The sequence below is a fragment of the uncultured Nostoc sp. genome (assembly GCF_964245575.1).
Lineage (GTDB): Bacteria > Cyanobacteriota > Cyanobacteriia > Cyanobacteriales > Nostocaceae > Nostoc.
The window spans coordinates 1-17,155 of the sequence record NZ_CAXTNP010000021.1 but is presented as its reverse complement, the minus strand read 5'-3'; the positions used below and the strand labels follow the sequence as shown (position 1 = coordinate 17,155).

20 protein-coding genes and 1 pseudogene are annotated in these 17,155 nt (G+C 41.4%); 11 read left to right on the top strand and 10 right to left on the bottom strand.

Going from position 1 to position 17,155, the window contains the following annotated elements; translation table 11 throughout:
• Both ACFFAP_RS05575 and ACFFAP_RS05570 read left to right on the top strand, forming a co-directional pair.
• On the top strand, positions 1 to 774 hold a 774-nt coding region (locus ACFFAP_RS05575; protein WP_375510291.1), incomplete at its 5' end, for a polysaccharide biosynthesis/export family protein.
• Positions 775 to 905: 131 nt separating this feature from the next.
• Positions 906 to 3,080: a GumC family protein gene (locus tag ACFFAP_RS05570; RefSeq protein ID WP_375510290.1), complete on the top strand. Its 2,175-nt coding sequence runs from the start codon at positions 906 to 908 to the stop codon at positions 3,078 to 3,080.
• A gap of 218 nt (positions 3,081 to 3,298) precedes the next feature.
• Here ACFFAP_RS05570 and ACFFAP_RS05565 read toward each other — a convergent pair whose 3' ends face one another.
• The 3 genes from ACFFAP_RS05565 to ACFFAP_RS05555 form a co-directional block, all read right to left on the bottom strand.
• On the bottom strand, positions 3,299 to 3,982 hold the full coding sequence (locus ACFFAP_RS05565; protein ID WP_375510289.1) for a rhomboid family intramembrane serine protease: 684 nt from the start codon (positions 3,980 to 3,982) through the stop codon (positions 3,299 to 3,301).
• A 126-nt stretch (positions 3,983 to 4,108) separates the two neighbouring features.
• A complete protein-coding gene (locus ACFFAP_RS05560; protein WP_375510288.1) occupies positions 4,109 to 4,828 on the bottom strand; it encodes a rhomboid family intramembrane serine protease in 720 nt (239 codons plus the stop codon).
• A gap of 130 nt (positions 4,829 to 4,958) precedes the next feature.
• The gene (locus ACFFAP_RS05555) at positions 4,959 to 5,435 is read right to left on the bottom strand and encodes an MEKHLA domain-containing protein (protein WP_375510287.1); all 477 of its coding nucleotides are present in this window, start codon (positions 5,433 to 5,435) and stop codon (positions 4,959 to 4,961) included.
• A gap of 173 nt (positions 5,436 to 5,608) precedes the next feature.
• Here ACFFAP_RS05555 and ACFFAP_RS05550 point away from each other — a divergent pair, with 173 nt between their 5' ends.
• The gene (locus tag ACFFAP_RS05550; RefSeq protein WP_375510286.1) at positions 5,609 to 6,229 is read left to right on the top strand and encodes a tetratricopeptide repeat protein; all 621 of its coding nucleotides are present in this window, start codon (positions 5,609 to 5,611) and stop codon (positions 6,227 to 6,229) included.
• Positions 6,230 to 6,496: 267 nt separating this feature from the next.
• Here ACFFAP_RS05550 and ACFFAP_RS05545 read toward each other — a convergent pair whose 3' ends face one another.
• Complete coding sequence (locus tag ACFFAP_RS05545; RefSeq protein ID WP_375510285.1) at positions 6,497 to 7,078, bottom strand: Uma2 family endonuclease; 582 nt, start codon at positions 7,076 to 7,078, stop codon at positions 6,497 to 6,499.
• Between the two features lie 144 nt (positions 7,079 to 7,222).
• Positions 7,223 to 7,504 carry an ACP S-malonyltransferase gene (locus tag ACFFAP_RS05540; protein WP_375510284.1) on the bottom strand — a complete coding sequence of 94 codons (282 nt, stop codon included), beginning with the start codon at positions 7,502 to 7,504 and terminating at the stop codon, positions 7,223 to 7,225.
• Positions 7,505 to 7,625: 121 nt separating this feature from the next.
• On the opposite strand from ACFFAP_RS05540, the gene ACFFAP_RS05535 reads away from it, so the two are divergent.
• Entirely contained in the window at positions 7,626 to 8,270 is a 645-nt protein-coding gene (locus tag ACFFAP_RS05535) for a calcium-binding protein (RefSeq protein WP_375510283.1), read from the top strand.
• Positions 8,271 to 8,599: 329 nt separating this feature from the next.
• Here ACFFAP_RS05535 and ACFFAP_RS05530 read toward each other — a convergent pair whose 3' ends face one another.
• Both ACFFAP_RS05530 and uvrB read right to left on the bottom strand, forming a co-directional pair.
• Entirely contained in the window at positions 8,600 to 9,160 is a 561-nt protein-coding gene (locus tag ACFFAP_RS05530; RefSeq protein WP_375510282.1) for a Uma2 family endonuclease, read from the bottom strand.
• Positions 9,161 to 9,170: 10 nt separating this feature from the next.
• Complete coding sequence (uvrB, locus tag ACFFAP_RS05525; RefSeq protein ID WP_375510281.1) at positions 9,171 to 11,168, bottom strand: excinuclease ABC subunit UvrB; 1,998 nt, start codon at positions 11,166 to 11,168, stop codon at positions 9,171 to 9,173.
• Positions 11,169 to 11,422: 254 nt separating this feature from the next.
• Between uvrB and ACFFAP_RS05520 the strand changes: the two genes are divergently transcribed.
• The 4 genes and pseudogenes from ACFFAP_RS05520 (at position 11,423) to ACFFAP_RS05505 (ending at position 14,124) form a co-directional block, all read left to right on the top strand.
• Positions 11,423 to 11,887: a hypothetical protein gene (locus ACFFAP_RS05520; RefSeq protein WP_375510280.1), complete on the top strand. Its 465-nt coding sequence runs from the start codon at positions 11,423 to 11,425 to the stop codon at positions 11,885 to 11,887.
• 542 nt (positions 11,888 to 12,429) lie between these two features.
• Positions 12,430 to 12,612 (top strand): CsbD family protein, encoded by a 183-nt coding sequence (locus tag ACFFAP_RS05515; protein ID WP_375510279.1) that lies wholly within the window; start codon positions 12,430 to 12,432, stop codon positions 12,610 to 12,612.
• 345 nt (positions 12,613 to 12,957) lie between these two features.
• Positions 12,958 to 13,128 (top strand): annotated as a pseudogene (locus tag ACFFAP_RS05510) (hypothetical protein); the annotation flags it as partial.
• A 357-nt stretch (positions 13,129 to 13,485) separates the two neighbouring features.
• Complete coding sequence (locus ACFFAP_RS05505) at positions 13,486 to 14,124, top strand: histidine phosphatase family protein (protein WP_375510278.1); 639 nt, start codon at positions 13,486 to 13,488, stop codon at positions 14,122 to 14,124.
• Positions 14,125 to 14,166: 42 nt separating this feature from the next.
• Here ACFFAP_RS05505 and ACFFAP_RS05500 read toward each other — a convergent pair whose 3' ends face one another.
• From ACFFAP_RS05500 to ACFFAP_RS05490, 3 genes are read right to left on the bottom strand one after another with little or no spacing between them, the layout of a single operon-like run.
• On the bottom strand, positions 14,167 to 14,625 hold the full coding sequence (locus ACFFAP_RS05500) for a hypothetical protein (protein ID WP_375510277.1): 459 nt from the start codon (positions 14,623 to 14,625) through the stop codon (positions 14,167 to 14,169).
• 19 nt (positions 14,626 to 14,644) lie between these two features.
• Positions 14,645 to 15,064 (bottom strand): type II toxin-antitoxin system VapC family toxin, encoded by a 420-nt coding sequence (locus tag ACFFAP_RS05495; protein WP_375510276.1) that lies wholly within the window; start codon positions 15,062 to 15,064, stop codon positions 14,645 to 14,647.
• Complete coding sequence (locus ACFFAP_RS05490) at positions 15,061 to 15,345, bottom strand: hypothetical protein (protein ID WP_375510275.1); 285 nt, start codon at positions 15,343 to 15,345, stop codon at positions 15,061 to 15,063. The genes ACFFAP_RS05495 and ACFFAP_RS05490 overlap by 4 nt, the downstream gene beginning before the upstream one ends.
• A 78-nt stretch (positions 15,346 to 15,423) precedes the next feature.
• Between ACFFAP_RS05490 and ACFFAP_RS05485 the strand changes: the two genes are divergently transcribed.
• From ACFFAP_RS05485 to ACFFAP_RS05475, 3 genes are all read left to right on the top strand, one after another.
• On the top strand, positions 15,424 to 15,585 hold the full coding sequence (locus ACFFAP_RS05485; protein ID WP_375510274.1) for a hypothetical protein: 162 nt from the start codon (positions 15,424 to 15,426) through the stop codon (positions 15,583 to 15,585).
• Between the two features lie 275 nt (positions 15,586 to 15,860).
• Positions 15,861 to 16,001: a hypothetical protein gene (locus tag ACFFAP_RS05480; RefSeq protein ID WP_375510273.1), complete on the top strand. Its 141-nt coding sequence runs from the start codon at positions 15,861 to 15,863 to the stop codon at positions 15,999 to 16,001.
• Positions 16,002 to 16,933: 932 nt separating this feature from the next.
• Positions 16,934 to 17,155: hypothetical protein (locus ACFFAP_RS05475; protein WP_375510272.1), on the top strand; the 222-nt coding region annotated here is incomplete at its 3' end.

Here is a 17,155-nt window from a genome sequence, read left to right as displayed (position 1 = left end):
ACTTTGGAAGAAGCTCAAGAAAAAATTCGCTTGGGTTTAAGTAGCATTTTACCCGATCCAATTGTAGTAGTATCCTTGGCAGGGACGCGACCAGTTCAAGTTACCATTAGCGGGGAAATATTTAAACCAGGAATTTATCCAATTAATTCAACAACACCCCGTGTTGCTGATGCCTTGCTAATATCCGGTGGTTCAACTTTGAATGCAGACCTGCGACAAGTGCAAGTACGCCGAAAGTTAATCGATGGTTCTGTGATTTCACAAACTATTGATTTATATGCAGCACTGCAAAATGGCGGTTCAATCCCTAATTTACGCTTACAAGACGGAGATGCGATCCTCGTTCCCCGTCGTGAAGTTGGTAATAATGACGATTATGACCGCAATTTGGTAGCACGTTCATCCTTGGCCACACCACAGATTAGAGTCCGTGTTTTAAACTACGCCGCAGGAGGTCTTTCTATTCAAGCACTGCCTAACGGGAGTACATTTGTAGATGCTTTGGGAGGAGTAAATCTAGACACTGCTAATCTCCGAGATATCGCTCTGGTTCGCTTTGATCCTGAACGAGGTCAAGCTGTTACCCAGAAACTTGATGCTAAAAAAGCTCTAGGAGGCGATGCATCTCAAAATGTGGCCCTTCAAGACAATGATGTTCTTGTTGTTGGTCGGAACCTTATCGGTAAAATTACTAATTTCTTGACTACCATTACCCAACCCTTTTTCAATGTCCAGTCCTTTCTCCGATTTTTTGATGACTTCGGTGGCAGGTAAAATTAGTGACTCTCACCTTTTCACCGATTGTTGCCGGATGTGGAGGAGGGGGAGATGAGGGTGATAAATATAAAGCTGATAACTGATAACTGATAACTGATAACTGATAACTAATTCTATATGCCCCTGCCATGACTCCACCAATTGTTAAACGCTATCTTATTGCTTTTGAAAAATATAAGTGGATTGGACTAGCTAGTTTTGGTTTAGTTGTAGTGGGGTCAACGGTGGTGGCTATGCAGCCAGAGCCTCCTACTACCTACATAGCATCTGGCGCACTTACCTATGCTGGTCCACCAGTTTCTTTCTCTGCAACTGGTAGTCAAATCCAACAACAAGGAAAGGAACTAAATGAGGATGTTTTATTATCAAACCAGATAATTGCAACAGTAGCAGAGAAAGTAAATATCAAACCGAAACAACTCGGTTCAAGTATTGTCCTTTCTTTACCTAAAAAAAATCCCAGGACTGGAGATTTAGAAACGAGTACCTTTGAACTGAAATATGTAGATAGTAACCCCAAACGAGCCATAGAGGTCTTGACTGAATTGATGCAATCAATGATTAAGTTGAGCAGTGACATCAATACTGGGCGATTACAAGCAATTATTGAAAAGATTAATGAGCGCTTACCACAAGCTAAACGGGAATTGCAAATTGCCGAAAAGAAGCTGGAACAGTATGATCGCATAGAGCGAACGGCAATATTAGCGGCGGAGAATGGCAGCTTGTTAAGCGCTATTACTGCCAGCCAAAATCTCCAACGGCAAATTCAATTAACTATTTCTGGGGTTGATGGTCAAGTTCGTAGTTTACAAAATAAGTTAGGCTTAACAGTCGGACAGGCTTATATTTCTTCTGCGTTGAGTGCCGATCCAATTATTGGTAACTTGCGATCGCAAATTTATCAAAGTGAGTCGCAAATCGCCGTACTCAGGAAAGATTTGCGTCCGGAACACCCAACGATGGTTCAATTGCTGCGTCAGAAACAAGCAGCTGAGGAATTGCTGCAACAACGGGCTGCGGAGGTATTAGGTGGCGATGGAACGGCAGCTCCGCTTCAGGGTAGCGTTGCAGGTATTCGCGCCCAAAGTAGCTTAGATCCAGCCCGCCAGCAGTTGGCAAATCAAATGGTGTCTTTGCAAACTCAACGGGAGACGCTGCAACAACAACTAACTCAAGAAATCCAACAAGAAGGCCGACTACGGCGAGAGTATTCTCTGATACCCAATAAGCAATTAGAGCGATCGCGTTTAGAACAAGAGGTTGGACTTAAAAAAGCCATCTATGACCAAATGCAGGTGAAGCTAACCGATGCTAAAACCGCAGAGGCAGAAACTACCAGCAGCCTCAGCATTGCCAGACGCCCCACAGCGACTGCGGACATCAAACCTTCCAAGAGTGTGCCTATTACCCTTGCTGTGGGTGGTTTCTTAGGTGTGTTGATTGGTGGCGGGGTGATATTTTTATTGGGAGCGCTGGAAGGTACTTTCAAAACCAGGGAGGATATCCGCGAGAGCCTCAAGCAACGGGAAGTGGCACTGTTGGGAGAATTGCCTTTAATGCCAGTTGATGATTTACCTCAAGAAGCAGTGCCGGTGGTACTTTCTGCGGATTCTCCTTATTTAGAATTTTATGAGAAATTCCGTAGTAATCTGCGCCGAGTTGGTGGTAAAGCTTTAAAGGTGGTGTTGATTACTAGCACCAGTAGTCTAGAGGGTAAAACGGCAAGTGCTTATAACTTGGGTATAGCTTCAGCCCGTGCTGGTAAAAGAACCTTGATTATTGAAACTGATTTGCGATCGCCTTCTCGTTGTACATCGCTGAATGTAATTCCTGACCCCGACGCCACTATTGAACCCCTGCGTTATTACGCTAACTTAAGTGAATGTATTCGTTTAGTTCCTGATGTAGAAAATTTATACATCATACCCAGCCCTGGCCCTGTGCGGCAATCAGCTGCTATTCTTGAATCTAGCGAAATGCGGCGGTTGATGGAGGATGTCCGCGAAAGGTTTGATTTAGTTATTTTAGATACTAGTCCTCTCAGCATATCCAATGATCCTTTGCTAATCCAACCCTACAGCGATGGTATGGTACTTGTGGCGCGACCACACTATACACAAGAGAACATGTTAGGTGAAGCTATCGATCAACTAGTTGAATCGGAACTGGGGTTGTTGGGAGCAATTATCAATGGCGCTGATATCATTGTTTCTCTACCTGAACAAGTCGTAGAATCATCAACATTTACATCTAAGGTAGAAGAATCAGAAGAACTTTCAGCAGGTGCTAACAAAAACTAATAGTTTCTCAAATAGGGGATTGCTAAGATAGCATCTCCTAATTTTTAATTGCTTAGTACAGCTTTGGGTAAAACCGTGGTGAATCGAGGGGGAAATTTCAACGCAGAGCATCGCATTCGCGTTAGCGAAATTAGGAGCGTCAGCGTCTCGCAGAGAAAGTTACCGCAAAGGATTGATAAGTAGCAATTGTTTCGTTAATGATTTCGTAAATTTTGTACTTAGTCCTGCTTAAACAATCCAAATAGGGGAGCGAGAATTACCCCAAAAGCAAAACCACCGATGTGCGCCCAGTATGCAACTCCACCAGTTTCCACGCTCATGTTAGCGGCTGTTTGCAGGCTAGCAAGACCGGATATCACATTTTGCACAATGAAAAGTCCGATTATTACTAGTGCTGGAACTCTGATTGTGGTGATGAAAAACCCTAAAAATATTAAGGTCATGACTTTAGTTTGGGGAAAGCGGATAATGTAAGCACCTAAAACACCAGAAATTGCCCCACTTGCTCCCAAGGAAGGAATCTCCGAATTGGTGCCAATAAACCATTGACACAAGGCAGCTAAAGCACCACACGCCAAATAAAAAATCAGATATTTGACATGACCCAATCGGTCTTCAATATTGTTGCCAAAAATCCAGAGAAACACCATATTAGAGATTAAGTGCCACCAATTGCCGTGCAAGAATTGCGACGTAAATAATGTTATCCACTCTCCACTCCAATTGGTGGTTAACTCTTGAGGTATTACTGCATACTGACTTAAAAACTGATTCAATTGTAGATTTGACGATGCATTTAACAGCCTCACCTCGTGAAGAAAAACTAGAATATTCATGCCAATTAACCCGTAGGTGAAATACGGGGTGGTTCGCGTCGGATTTTCGTCGTAGAGGGGAAACACAAATGTTTTTCCTAATTTATTGACTAACTGCAATATAGCTTGTAAGGCTAGCAGTTGCGAAGCTTAGGCAATTTCACCTATTTAATTAATTAGCCTAATTAAAAGCCCTGATGATACGCTGAAAAATTACTGATACCAAGCTTCTTCCTGTGATTTATCGTTAAACAAACCCAACAGTGGGCCGAGAATTGCCCCAAAGATAAACCCGCCTGCATGGGCCCAATAGGCAATACCGCCGCTTTCCATACCGATGTTGGTACGTGTTTGCAGACTAGCAAGTCCGTAGAAGGCTTGTTCGAGAAACCAAAATCCCAAAAAGAAATATGCCGGGACGCGGAAAGTCGGAAAGAAAAATCCTAAAGGCACTATGCCGAGAACTTCAGCGTTGGGAAAGCGGAGAATGTAGGCTCCTAAAACGCCTGCGATCGCACCACTTGCACCCAAAGAAGGAATGCTAGAATCTTGAGCGAAGAACCACTGGGTCAAGGATGCCAAAACTCCACAAGATAAATAAAAGAGTAAATATTTGACATGACCTAACTTATCTTCAACGTTGTTACCAAAAATCCAGAGAAACAACATATTACCTGCTAAGTGCAAGAAACCACCATGCAAAAATTGTGAGGTAATTAAAGTTGCCCACTCTGGCACTGGTTGATGTAAAGAGATACCACCAAAGCTTAAAGTCAGTTCTCGTGGAACTACAGCCGCAAGGTGTAGAAACCCATTTAATGCTTGGGGGGGAAGATTTGCTTCATAAAGAAAAGCGAGGACATTGACAGCAATCAGTCCATAAGTTACATAAGGCGTGATTTTTGTCGGATTATTATCTCTAATGGGAACCACGGGCGTTTTTTCCTGATTTTAAGACACCAGTTACACAATACTGAATAATGCATGTAGTTTCTTCTGCCTCGTGGATGGATCTTGCTTTAACTAAGTAAATAATTAGTACTTATATATTATGAGGCAGCAATCATGTGAGAAACATACACTTAGAGAACACTGCTGCTTGACCGCACAACTGATTGTGCTCGTCTAAGAGATTCCAGAGGATACCATCTTGGATCTCAAAGCGTTTACCAGTGCTGGTGATCCGCACACCAGAATAATAGCTAAAGCCTTGAGTTGCTGCTTCTGATAATAGGCGATCGCGTTCTTCTTGCACTACTTCTTGAGCTGATTTCCGGGAAGGCATTCTGGTAAATTCTTCCCAAGAAAGTTCCCATAGTTCCAAGGCTTTGCGATTACCATAGTTGAAAATTGGGTCTGACTCACTGCCGTGAGAAACTAAGACAAAAGGTGCTTCAAATAGCGCCTTTGCTGTTTCCAGTGGTGAATCATTCACATCCAGCAAAGAATTTCCTGTCCAATGCTGAAAACTGTTTGCTAGGCGTTGACTGTGGCGAATAATTGCCTGTTGCTGCCAAGGAAATTCGATAATGCTAATCATGATAAAATGAATACATAGTACCAAAATTTAGTATGACATGAAACAGTTTTTTTAAAGTTAACGCTTCAGTAAATTAGCAACGCCTAATATTTGGAAGATTGAAAAAGGGATTGACGTACTCTCCCCAAAACTGAAAATATGCTAGTTAATCCTCCATATAGGCTTGACAACTCATGTTTTTTTTAAATTCTTTGGAAAATCAACTCCAGCGCTGGAACGAAACCATCCGCAATCAGCCGAAAAATCCTAATGCTTACATTCGCCGAGGCATGGTTAACTTTCAACTAGCCAAGATTGATGAATCTATTGAAGATTTTGACATGGCAGAGCAATTAGATGCCAGTATTAAACCTTACCTCTGGCAACGGGGATTATCGTATTATTATGCAGAAAGATTTGCTGAGGGCGCTGAACAATTTGAAATAGATTTGACAGTGAATGCTCAAGATGTAGAAGAAACACTATGGCGATATCTCTGCATAGCTCGTTCGTTAGGTGTTGAAGAGGCGCGTCATTCTTTACTAACTGTGAAAAATGACCCTCGACGTGTTATGCAGCGCGTATATGATTTGTATGCGGGAAATTGTACACTAGATGATGTTTTAACTGTTGGTCAATCAGAAGGGATAAAGGGAAATTTTTACAGTCATCTTTACTTGGGATTATATTACGAAGCTCAAAATAATCTTGATTTAGCTCAGGAGTATATAGTTAAAGCTGCTGATAATTACAAAATTGATGACTATATGTGGTATCTGGCGCAGGTACATAAAAAATTGCAAGGATGGTTTTGATTTGCTCAATAATAATTATCCTGCATAGTTGTACACAGGAACTTCAGTGAAGCTATCCGGTTGTTGCCTACCAAGGAGAATTTACTGTAAAGCTGTAAATGCTCTACAGTTGATGGAGAAAAAAATTGTTTTCCTGTTTCTTCCATTCACGCAAACAGTTACGTTCTCAATCATCAAGACCTGTCCATTTAGCTCTAACGTGTAAGTTAGCTTCTTTTCAACTAGCATTTCTTGCTCATGAGTCATGGCCACGGTTTCTCTTATTTGCTACGCATCTGTTACTTCGGTTTCAAACTGCACTTGTCGATACAAATGGGCGATCGCTATTTCCACATCCACCGATTCCAGCCTCAATATATCGCCCAAATTATACTCCGACAGCACCCATTTTCCCTGTTCGTTGCGCCGAAACACTTCTACACCCGGTTGAGCTACTTGTACTAAGACATATTCTTGCAAGGTTGGAGATTGGCGATATTTGGCAAACTTTTTCCCCCTATCGGCTGCTTCGGTTGAAGGTGATAGCACTTCGATAATTAAGCAGGGAAATTGTACCAATTGTGGATCGATATCTCGCTCGTCGCAAGTCACCACCACATCTGGATAAAAATACTTTTGCCCAGGTTCTACCTGCACCTTTACATCTACAATGTATACTTCACAGGTGCGATCGGCTAGGGCATCATCTAAGAGCTTTGAGAAATTCAGAGAAATCCGATTATGGTTGCGTGTAGCACCACTCATCATCACAACTTCGCCATCCCAATACTCGTAGCGTTCTTCTTGGGTGGGTTCCCAAACCAGATATTCCTCTGCACTCATCAAAATGTGATCGGGTAAAGCAACCATCGGCGCTATCGGGGAATGATTTACTTTTTTAGGATAGCGAAAAAAGGGCGTTATCTTGATTGCTACCTTGACCAAGCACTAACGTGCTAGCATTTTATCCCGCAGATGATTAATGCGATCGCAATGAACGAATAGTTAACCACATTACGGGATGAAGATTCGCCTTGCACCTCGATAACTATCAATATCAAGCACAATTTCAATCAGACTTTCAACACACTGACCTCTATATTCAGAGTCGTTTAGCAGTCGATCGGCATTGCCAATCGTAATTACGGGTAACGATGCTAAGGTATTTTCTTCACGTATGACTTGTTCGAGCGAATCTTTCCCTTTGATGCTGCGATTAGCTGTAAGCAAAATCACCTGATTTTCCTGAGCTAATCGCCAAACAACCCTGTCATCACTGTTGATCGATAAATCCATTTCTGCAAATGTGATAAGCTGACTTTTACCCTGAACATCAATTAGGAAAGTTAGGAAAAAACAATAATGGCAACTATCTACGGCACCACAGGTTCTGACACAAGAAATGGAACTTCGGGAAATGACCACATTATATGGATGGGCTAGGGGTGGCAATGCTAATAGCCCGTCTGGTAATGACACCCTGAATGGCAGCTTTGGTGACGATATCTTAAATGGTGGTACTGGTAATGACAGCCTTTTGGGTGGCGCTGGCAATGATAGGCTGATTGGCAATAATGGCAACGACGTGCTGACTGGCGGCACCCGTAATGACACCTTAGAAGGTGGGACGGGTGCTGACAGCCTTTTCGGTGGCGCTGGCAATGATAGCCTGATTGGCAATGATGGCAATGACGTGTTACAAGGTAATACCAGTAATGACGTCCTAGTTGGAGGCTTGGGCAGCGACATACTTACAGGCAAAGACGGTGATGACACCCTAGTTGGAGGCTTGGGCAAGGACATACTTACAGGCAAAGACGGTGCCGATAGATTTTACTTTAATTCCCCAGATGAAGGAATTGATACCATCACTGACTTCACATACTTAACTGATCAGATTTGGATTTCCGCCGAAGGTTTCGGAATAGATATAGACTCTCTCGATGCGGTTACGACCAACGTAATTTCAGGCGCACTGTTCGTTGAAGACACTCAGATTGCGACAGTTTCCTATAGTTTTAGCTCATTCGCGATTTTCAATGGTGCCATCACCATTTTCTAGAAACCGTGTGTTAAGTCAACCACAACCGAGAGATTGAACATATTGAGGCAAACTTCGTCGGATTGCCCCAATATACTGTGATGTACGCCTTCTATGTGTAACGACCTGCAATAATAATCACTCAAACCTGCAATCAATACATTTTCAAACCAGGATTTATCTCCTCTAATCTTGATTGCCCCATTTCCAATTTGAACTTCCATATTGCTTCTATTTAATGGATTCGACAGTTCTAGGATAGCCAAAAAAGGGCATTCTCTTGATTGCTACGCTGACCAAGTATTAATGTCCCAACCCTTTATCCCACAGGTGTTTAATGCGATCGCTTCCTAGACTTTCCGTAATAATTCCCGAATTGCGATCGCACAATCAGGGAAAGCTAAAGGTGAAATTGTCACATCCTCTGCAAGTATGCTCTCACTATGATATCCGTCTGGACTAGGAAGACGATACATATATAACTTGCGTCCATTGACATCTAAAATCCAGTACTCAATAATACCTGACTTAGCATAAGCGTTCGCTTTTACTTCTCGATCATATTTAAGACTGGAATCAGCTATTTCAATCAGTAAAAATACTTCTGAAACATTGGGATGGTGATCATCATAATCTAATCGATTCAGCTTTACCACTGAAATATCTGGTTCTGGTTCTGAATAATCATCAAGTTGCACTGGTGACTGGATTCTTAATAAAACTTTGTCACCCAAACGTTGACGTAATAACCTTTCTGTGCGGGTAATTGCTGATTCGTGAGCAGTTCCTTTTGCTGACATTCTGATGATTTGTCCCGCGATTAATTCTAAGCGTTCTTCAGGATGAAAAATCCCCGTTTCCGCCATTTGGTGATATTCTTGAACACTAATTAGGCGAATATTGGTCAGCATAAGATTCACGTTAACGTCCTAGCATTTTATCCCGCAGATGTTTAATGCGATCGCGCAATTTTGCTGCCTCTTCAAATTCTAGTTTCTTTGCCGCCTCTTTCATCTGTGCTTCTAACAGAGTAATCAACCCTGGAATCTGTTCTAATGGCAATTCATCTATATGTTCATCTACAACTTTCAAGTCAGTTGCATTTAACCGCCGAGATACATCTAAAAAAGCCAAAATCGCATTACTTGATTTTTTCACAATTGGTTGTGGTGTAATCCCATGCAGTCGATTATGTGCTGTTTGAATACCACGCCGTCGGTCTGTTTCATCAATGGCTTTAATCATGCTACCTGTCAGGTTATCGGCATATAAAATTGCTTGTCCCTGTACGTGACGCGCGGCTCTACCAATAGTTTGAATTAAGGAACGCTCGGTTCGTAAGAAACCTTCTTTATCTGCATCCATAATTGCTACTAAGGAAACTTCGGGTAAATCCAAGCCTTCCCGCAGCAAGTTCACACCTACTAATACATCAAATTTCCCCTCGCGCAAGTTCTGCAAAATTTCAATGCGCTCAATAGAAGTAATCTCGGAATGTAAATACCGTACTCTTATACCGTGGTCTTGCAAATACTCGGTTAAATCTTCCGCCATCCGCTTGGTTAATGTGGTAATTAACACTCGCTCATGGCGATCGGCTCTATCTTTAATTTCTCCCAACAAATCATCAATTTGTCCTTCTGTGGGACGCACAGAAATTTCTGGATCAACCACCCCAGTTGGTCGAATTACTTGCTCAACTACACGAGCTTCAGAAACTTCTAATTCCCAATTTCCCGGAGTTGCTGAAACAAAAATACACTGATTCACCTTTTGCCAGAATTCTTCTGCTTTCAAAGGACGGTTATCAGCAGCGCTAGGAAGACGAAATCCATGTTCAATTAAAACTTTTTTTCTCGCTTGGTCGCCGTTATACATGCCGCGAATTTGTGGCACTGTAACGTGAGATTCATCTATAACTAGTAGCCAATCTTTGGGAAAATAATCAATTAAACATTCTGGCGCTTCTCCAGCTTGTCTTCCTGCTAAGTGACGGGAATAATTCTCAACGCCGTTGCAGTAACCTACCTCGCGCAGCATTTCCAAATCATAGCGTGTACGTTGATCTATGCGTTGTGCTTCTAATAGTTTCCCAGCTTGTTCTAAGTCTAGTTTTTGTTGTTTTAACTCGGCTGCGATGTCATTACAAGCTACTTCTAACCGTTCTTCTGGAGTAACAAAGTGGCGTGCGGGGTAAACATTCACCGCTTCCAAACTCTTGAGTATTTCACCTGTCACCGGATCAATGTACCGAATCGCGTCAATTTCATCACCAAAGAATTCCACACGAATAATTCGGTCTTCATAAGCTGGGCCAATTTCTAAGACATCGCCTCGGACGCGAAACTTTCCCCGACCCATTTCTATGTCGTTGCGGCTATATTGAACATTTGCCAAATCTCGTAAAATTTGGCGTTGATTTACTTCCATACCTATCTGAAGGGGGATGGCAGCTTTCAGATATTCTGCTGGCATTCCCAAACCGTAGATGCAACTGATGGAAGCAACGACAATGACATCACGGCGTTCAAAAAGCGATCGCGTCGCTGAATGCCGCAACATATCTATTTCATCATTAATCGCTGCCGTTTTTTCAATATAAGTATCGGTAACGGGAATATACGCTTCTGGCTGATAATAATCGTAGTAGCTGACAAAATACTCGACTGCGTTGTTGGGAAAGAAATCCCGCAACTCGTTACAAAGCTGGGCAGCAAGGGTTTTGTTATGCGCCAGAACTAAAGTAGGCTTGCCAATTTTCTCAATAACTGCTGCTACCGAAAATGTCTTACCAGTTCCAGTGGCGCCTAGTAAAGTTTGGTAACGATTACCAGCTTGGATACTAGCAGTAAGTTGTGCGATCGCTTGTGGTTGATCGCCTGTGGGACTAAAGGGAGCTTGAAGACAAAATTCTGTCATACAGTTTTGCTGTAAATACCCTATTCTCATGGTGACGATTCCGCCCTGTATCCATTGTAGCTGGCTTATTAGAGCAAATAAATAGTAATAATTGTTTACAAAAATTATTAATTTAAATTTACTTATCTATCAGTTTTAAAGATTCTTATATCTATATGAGGTTTTTTAAGGTTAAACTCTAATGTATATGGAAAAAAATTTCATCTTTCCTTAATTATTGTAAAATTCAATTAACAAATCAGAGGTGTTCGTTTATGACTATTAGCAACGCTGGCAAAGCAACCAATTCTCGGCAAAAGTATGCCAAGTCTCAAGGGGAAGCTACACAGGAAGTTGAAAATCAACAAGACCAGAGCTTGAATGCTGATAAAGTCGAGGAAGTTAATGAACTGCCAGTGGGAGCTTCTGGAACACTCGCCCTTGCTGGAGTACGTCCTATAGGCGCTAGCGACTTAGAAGTTGCTGAACACCTCTCAATTGCTGGGGTGCGTCCCGTTAGCAGCAGTAGCTTGGAAGTAGTTGAAACCTATAACTCAATGGGTATTCGTCCAATTGGTGCTAATACATTCCAAGTTGTTGAAAGTATCAACCTCTCTGGGATTCGTCCAATTGGCTCAAGTTCATTGGTAATTGATGAAAGCTATTCCACCTTCGGGAACCGTCCGATAGCATCAAATGAGGTTGACAATTCTGAAAGCCTGATGGGTTTTCTAGATTAGACAAATAAAATATCCCCATAACTTTATTAACCCAGTTTCTATACGAAGCTGGGTTTTTTATTTAAACACTCAAAACAAGGGATTACCATATTTACATTTGTTCTATGGAGCATCCCAATGCAAGCAAATTTACCAAGATGATATGATTGTCATTGCGAATGAAGCGTTCGCCCTTGGCGTTCCCGTAGGGTAGCAATCACAAAGTCTAGATGTTGCGATTGCTTCGCTCGGTTTCATTACACTCGCAATGACAAAATATGTTTTTACACATTTTGGATGCTCCCTTTGTTCTATGTCTTTTAGCATAGGTAACGAAACTGTCATTACTTTATTTTATATTCAACAACAGCCAGAAAGCTTACTACAATTGTTTTTCTGAATTTTTAATTTTTAATTTTTAATTTTTAATTTTTAATTTTAATATGCCTTGTGGTGGAAGGCTAGAGCAAAAACTTTAAGCTACTGTGTAAAGGTAATAACAAAAGATTTCAAAGTTAGTTTACAGCTTTGAAATCAGTTTTTGATTAAATCAGGAGTATAAAATGAGCATAGAAGATCGCGCAAAAGCAGCTGCTAAAAATGTTGAAGGTAAAACCCAAGAAGCATTAGGAAATGTCACTGGAGATCCAGAAGATAAAGCTGAAGGCAAAGCAAAGCAAGCTGAGAGTGAAGTACGTCACGGGATTGAAGACGTAAAAGATAATGTGAAGAAAAAAATTGACTAATAATTCAAGTTTTTTGCAGAAACTCTAGGAATATAAATGGGATGGATTCCATTTTTGCAAAAAAGCATGAAGTATTCAAGATCCAATGCTATACCTCTTTCTTCTCCTCTTAGCAAGTGTGGAAAGTTAAAGGACTAGCCTAATGGCATAACTAATGTAGAGACGTAATTTATTACGTCTCTACATTCAATAATAAGTGTATTAGAAATTAGAGGAATAACCTCTGTAGATTCCAATTTTATAAATGCAAGCAATTAGTTTGAATATACAACTTATTCTATCTGTTGTTTAAAGTATTTTTTCAGTAGGTAAAAACTGGTTCTACTTCAGCAAAGTCGCAAAATCTTGGCGGCTGATGATGTTAGCAAACTAGCGTCCTTTGTGTATCATAACCACCCCGACATTTTCCGCGAAGTGCTGGCAGAGCAACCAGGGATTATCAAGTTTCTCAGTAATCCCGTAGTAGCAGGGATTCTCGGAATTGCGGCGGCTAAGTGGTTGGGTAGCCACAAGTAACTTCTGAATTTTGAATTTAGAGGATGAGTAAGAGATTAGGTGGGTAATAACCCACCTTTATTTTTTGCTTATTAAAATGGGCCAGATAAGCGATCGCTCAATGGCGATATCTACGACAGAGCTAGTACAGTACAGCAGGCGCAAAAATAAACATACCATTTTAAATGGCGCAAAAGCTTGGAATATAATTATTTTGAATGAGTGACTTTTGAATGAGTGACTTCCGCCTTGCGGTAACTTTGCCCAGAAAATCATTCCAAATATCAAAAAACTGTAGTAATATACCACAGGCATTAACTATCTTCAGCTACATCTGATTGTTAAGGCTCTTAAATTTACAATCAATGAGAATATACCGTGAGCCTAACTCTTTATTTCCTCCGTCACGGACAGACAGAATGCAGCCGCAATAATTCCTTTTGCGGTTCCATAGACTCAGAACTTACCCCAGAAGGCTTGGAGATGGCAAAGGCTTTTGCTGACGCATATAGTTCTATGGATTGGACAGCTATATTTTGTAGTCCAATGCGGCGAACTGTATTGACAGCAAAACCCTTATGTGAAGCAATAAAGATAGAACCACAACTCAGAGATGGTTTGAAGGAAATTAATTATGGTAAGTGGGAAGGAAAAACGCCAGAAGTAATTAGCCGTGAATATCACGATGATTATATTCGCTGGTCAGCCGATCCAGCTTGGTATGCGCCAAATGGTGGAGAAATGGCAGTTACAATTGCTTCTCGCGCCATACAAGTAATTGAAGAAATCAAGAGTCTTTACAGCAGTGGGAATGTGTTAGTGGTTTCCCACAAGGCAACTATCAGAATTATTCTGTGTAGCTTACTGGGGATTGATGTCGGACGCTTCCGTTTTCGTTTAGGATGCCCTGTTGCGTCGGTCAGTATTGTAGAATTTACTTCACATGGGCCGCTGTTGAAGGCTTTGGCAGACCGGACTCATTTGGATGAGCGGTTGCGAAATTTACCGGGAACGTGAGGGGAGTTAGGAGAGACGCGATTAATCGCATCTGTACAGGAGTTAGGAGTTATTATTTTTACCTTGCTCTTCCTCGCTATCTGGCTTAGTGTACTTGCAGAGAACGTTTATCCCAATTTTGAAAATATATAACACAACAATTGTGGCGATCGCAGCATCAATAGGTATTCCATGTACTGCTGCAACGGTAACCAGGGAGCCAATGATACTGTTTAACAAAGAAGCACTACCAGGGTTATTAGTGTATTCTTTGATTTTGCCCCGTAAACCATCATCACCACAGATTTCCGCGCGGATTTCGTCGAGAGTCAGCTGCAAAAGAGATTTTTTGCTCCTACTATAATCTGTTTTGCCGACTTTCTCTTTCCAGAGTGCATCAAAACTTGCTTCTAGATTCCCGTTGTGGTGCTGTAGGGTAGTAAGTGCTTGTTGCGCTGGGGTGTCGTTTTGGAGAAGTTGCTGAAGTTCTTGGATTTCGATAGAGGTTAATTGGGGATTCATATATATTTGACTTAATTATTTATGGAGTATTTGTTAGTTCCTGAATCAACTCATCAGGTGTGATAATTCTGGGAGTAGCAACTGGAAAATCTCTAGGATTGCGAGTAATAATAGCATCTAAATGATTGAGTACTGCACTGCTGTATTGAATAGCGTCTTCAAAATCTCTAAAGTTAAGGTTTAGTGCCATGTTGATTGCAATACTATCTATAGTGGCGATACGACAAAAGTTGACCAACTGCTTTAAATAAGTAAGTGTCCACTCTCGACCTCTTGCCCTACGGATAATGTAATACAAATCACTAAAAGTTGAGGCGGAAATATAACCTTCTACTTGTCCTTGCTCAACTAGTACCAACACTTGTTCGCTTGTGTCTAGGAAAGGTTCACGTTCAAGGGCATCATCTACAATGATGTTGGTATCTAACAAGATTTTCACAGATTATGTTTCTCTTTTAAAGCTTCCCATCTGGCTTGGTCTGGGTCAAAGTCTGGTGGTGTTGGTGGGGCATTTTCAAATAAACCTTCAAATGCTTTTACTTTAGACTTTCTTCTCGGCTTCTCTGGCTGTGACTCTGTAGGGGGTTCTGTAGAATTTTCTAAGGATAGAACTGGCTGCAAAATAATCACTTCCACTTTTCCAGGAGCAATATTTAGAGGTTCGTCAATAATTAAATGACCTGATTCATCAATTGTGGCGTTTAGCTTGTAGGCTTGCATACTTTTGCCCTTTTTGTTTCTAGGATAGAACACTGCGTAAATATTGCTTCGGCGTAGCCCGCCGTAGATATCGCACTTATGAATAACTACCTTGTTGTGATTAATACCAATTCCAGAAAAAAACAAAACAGATGCGTAGGTTGGGGAGCCACTCATCTGGGCGGGTTTACCGACTTTAGTGAAGTGGCGTTTGAACGGAGTGAAACCCAACAATTACAAAACTTTGAGGTGTTGGGTTGAGGGAGGAAACCCAACCTACATTCTATTTACCAGAATCGATATCTCCGAGAAAATTACCTAGAGAGAATTTATTAGTTCTTGAATCAACGATCGCAGTTATAAGTGAATGTCTTGTCGTCACCAACATTACAACATTAAGCCTTAACGCTATAACGTTAAGCCTTAACGTTACGACATTAAGCCTTAACATTACAACATTAATCACCAGCATCATAAGATTAAGGCTTAAGGTTACGACATTAAGCCTTAACATTACAACTTTTTGACAAAAGCTTATGCGATCGCTCTTTAGGGTAGTGCGCTGCGTGCGATCGCTACCAATGCTTAAACAAAACTTATTTGAAGGGCTGCGAGATCCTCAACTTTTTAAAGAAGTCAGGGATTTGAATCAACCTAGTACAGGTTGGCGGAAATAAACCTACCATTTAAAACAGCCAGAAAGCCTAAAATTCAAGCATTTTGAATGCGTGAATGCGTGACTTCCGCCAAGCGGTACTAGCTCATCCCGCACTAAACTTTCATCAACTATGTCAAACTCTTATTGCTAGGTTAATTGAAGACATATTATAGTCCGCCGTGAAAGCCTTCTATAGACTGAGTTATAAATTTGCGGCTAAGTCTAAAGATATATATTTTCTATATCTAAAGATAGATTGTATTAACTACTGAACTAGTGGTAATCATACTTAGAGGAAGTAATCAAATTTCCTTTCCTTGTAAGGTGCATAGGTCATTTACAGATTATGGAAATGCCTATCAGCCTGTTAGATGATCTACAAGTACAGCACGGCGTAAATCTAGATACTACCTTAATATAACAAGCCTTGGGGCAAAATCCCCTTGCTAAAGGTAAGTAAACTGACATCGACCTGTACTAGTTGAACGCAGAAAAATTCATATTTATGCGATGTCTGCGGTGGTCACTGAGCTTCTTGCAGTGAGCTTGTCAGCCAGCGTAGCCGTAAAGCCTGTGGCATAGCTACGCTTAGGGCGCAGCCTCTTCTTCGAGTTGGGCGCAGTCGAAGTATGTCGGGCGTTGCATAAGTGCAGGATGAATCGGCGTTTGAAACCATTGATAATTCGTTCCAAATTGGGCGAAATCATCCCATGATTCAGCAACGCCCTATGTAGAAGTGCGGGCTAAACCTACGCATCTATTGTTGGGTGGGTTTAATGCCTTAAAATTCTAATTATTTTGTTGGAACAACATTGGTTTAACTGAATTTTCCAACAGCTATTTAATGATTGAATAGCTGTTGAAGAAAGGATTGCGGGGAATTTGTTTGAGAAACTGGTCATTTGAATCAGCTTTTGCGATCGTACTAATCTAATTGAGAGGATTTTGCTCATGCCTAGACTAAGCGTTCCACCCAATTTCATTGGCACCGGGGGTGCAGATACTTTAATCGGAGAACAGTTAAATGCATCACCCGCAATTGGTATTGATATTTTAACTGGAGGTTCCATTCGTACACTTTCAGGAATAGACACGATCACTGGCATCGCTACTGGTAATGATGGGCCTGAACAGAGCAGCGACGGTGCTTCTGGGACAGGCATCGCTAACAGT

What these genes read in the sequence shown, in the direction of transcription:
- ACFFAP_RS05570 (WP_375510290.1), top strand. Translation starts at nt 906, where the DNA reads ATGACTCCACCAATTGTTAAACGCTATCTTATTGCTTTTGAAAAATAT.
- ACFFAP_RS05555 (WP_375510287.1), bottom strand. Translation starts at nt 5,435, where the DNA reads ATGATTAGCATTATCGAATTTCCTTGGCAGCAACAGGCAATTATTCGC.
- ACFFAP_RS05550 (WP_375510286.1), top strand. Translation starts at nt 5,609, where the DNA reads ATGTTTTTTTTAAATTCTTTGGAAAATCAACTCCAGCGCTGGAACGAA.
- ACFFAP_RS05545 (WP_375510285.1), bottom strand. Translation starts at nt 7,078, where the DNA reads ATGGTTGCTTTACCCGATCACATTTTGATGAGTGCAGAGGAATATCTG.
- ACFFAP_RS05540 (WP_375510284.1), bottom strand. Translation starts at nt 7,504, where the DNA reads ATGGATTTATCGATCAACAGTGATGACAGGGTTGTTTGGCGATTAGCT.
- ACFFAP_RS05535 (WP_375510283.1), top strand. Translation starts at nt 7,626, where the DNA reads ATGACCACATTATATGGATGGGCTAGGGGTGGCAATGCTAATAGCCCG.
- ACFFAP_RS05530 (WP_375510282.1), bottom strand. Translation starts at nt 9,160, where the DNA reads ATGCTGACCAATATTCGCCTAATTAGTGTTCAAGAATATCACCAAATG.
- uvrB (WP_375510281.1), bottom strand. Translation starts at nt 11,168, where the DNA reads ATGACAGAATTTTGTCTTCAAGCTCCCTTTAGTCCCACAGGCGATCAA.
- ACFFAP_RS05520 (WP_375510280.1), top strand. Translation starts at nt 11,423, where the DNA reads ATGACTATTAGCAACGCTGGCAAAGCAACCAATTCTCGGCAAAAGTAT.
- ACFFAP_RS05515 (WP_375510279.1), top strand. Translation starts at nt 12,430, where the DNA reads ATGAGCATAGAAGATCGCGCAAAAGCAGCTGCTAAAAATGTTGAAGGT.
- ACFFAP_RS05500 (WP_375510277.1), bottom strand. Translation starts at nt 14,625, where the DNA reads ATGAATCCCCAATTAACCTCTATCGAAATCCAAGAACTTCAGCAACTT.
- ACFFAP_RS05490 (WP_375510275.1), bottom strand. Translation starts at nt 15,345, where the DNA reads ATGCAAGCCTACAAGCTAAACGCCACAATTGATGAATCAGGTCATTTA.
- ACFFAP_RS05485 (WP_375510274.1), top strand. Translation starts at nt 15,424, where the DNA reads ATGAATAACTACCTTGTTGTGATTAATACCAATTCCAGAAAAAAACAA.
- ACFFAP_RS05480 (WP_375510273.1), top strand. Translation starts at nt 15,861, where the DNA reads ATGCGATCGCTCTTTAGGGTAGTGCGCTGCGTGCGATCGCTACCAATG.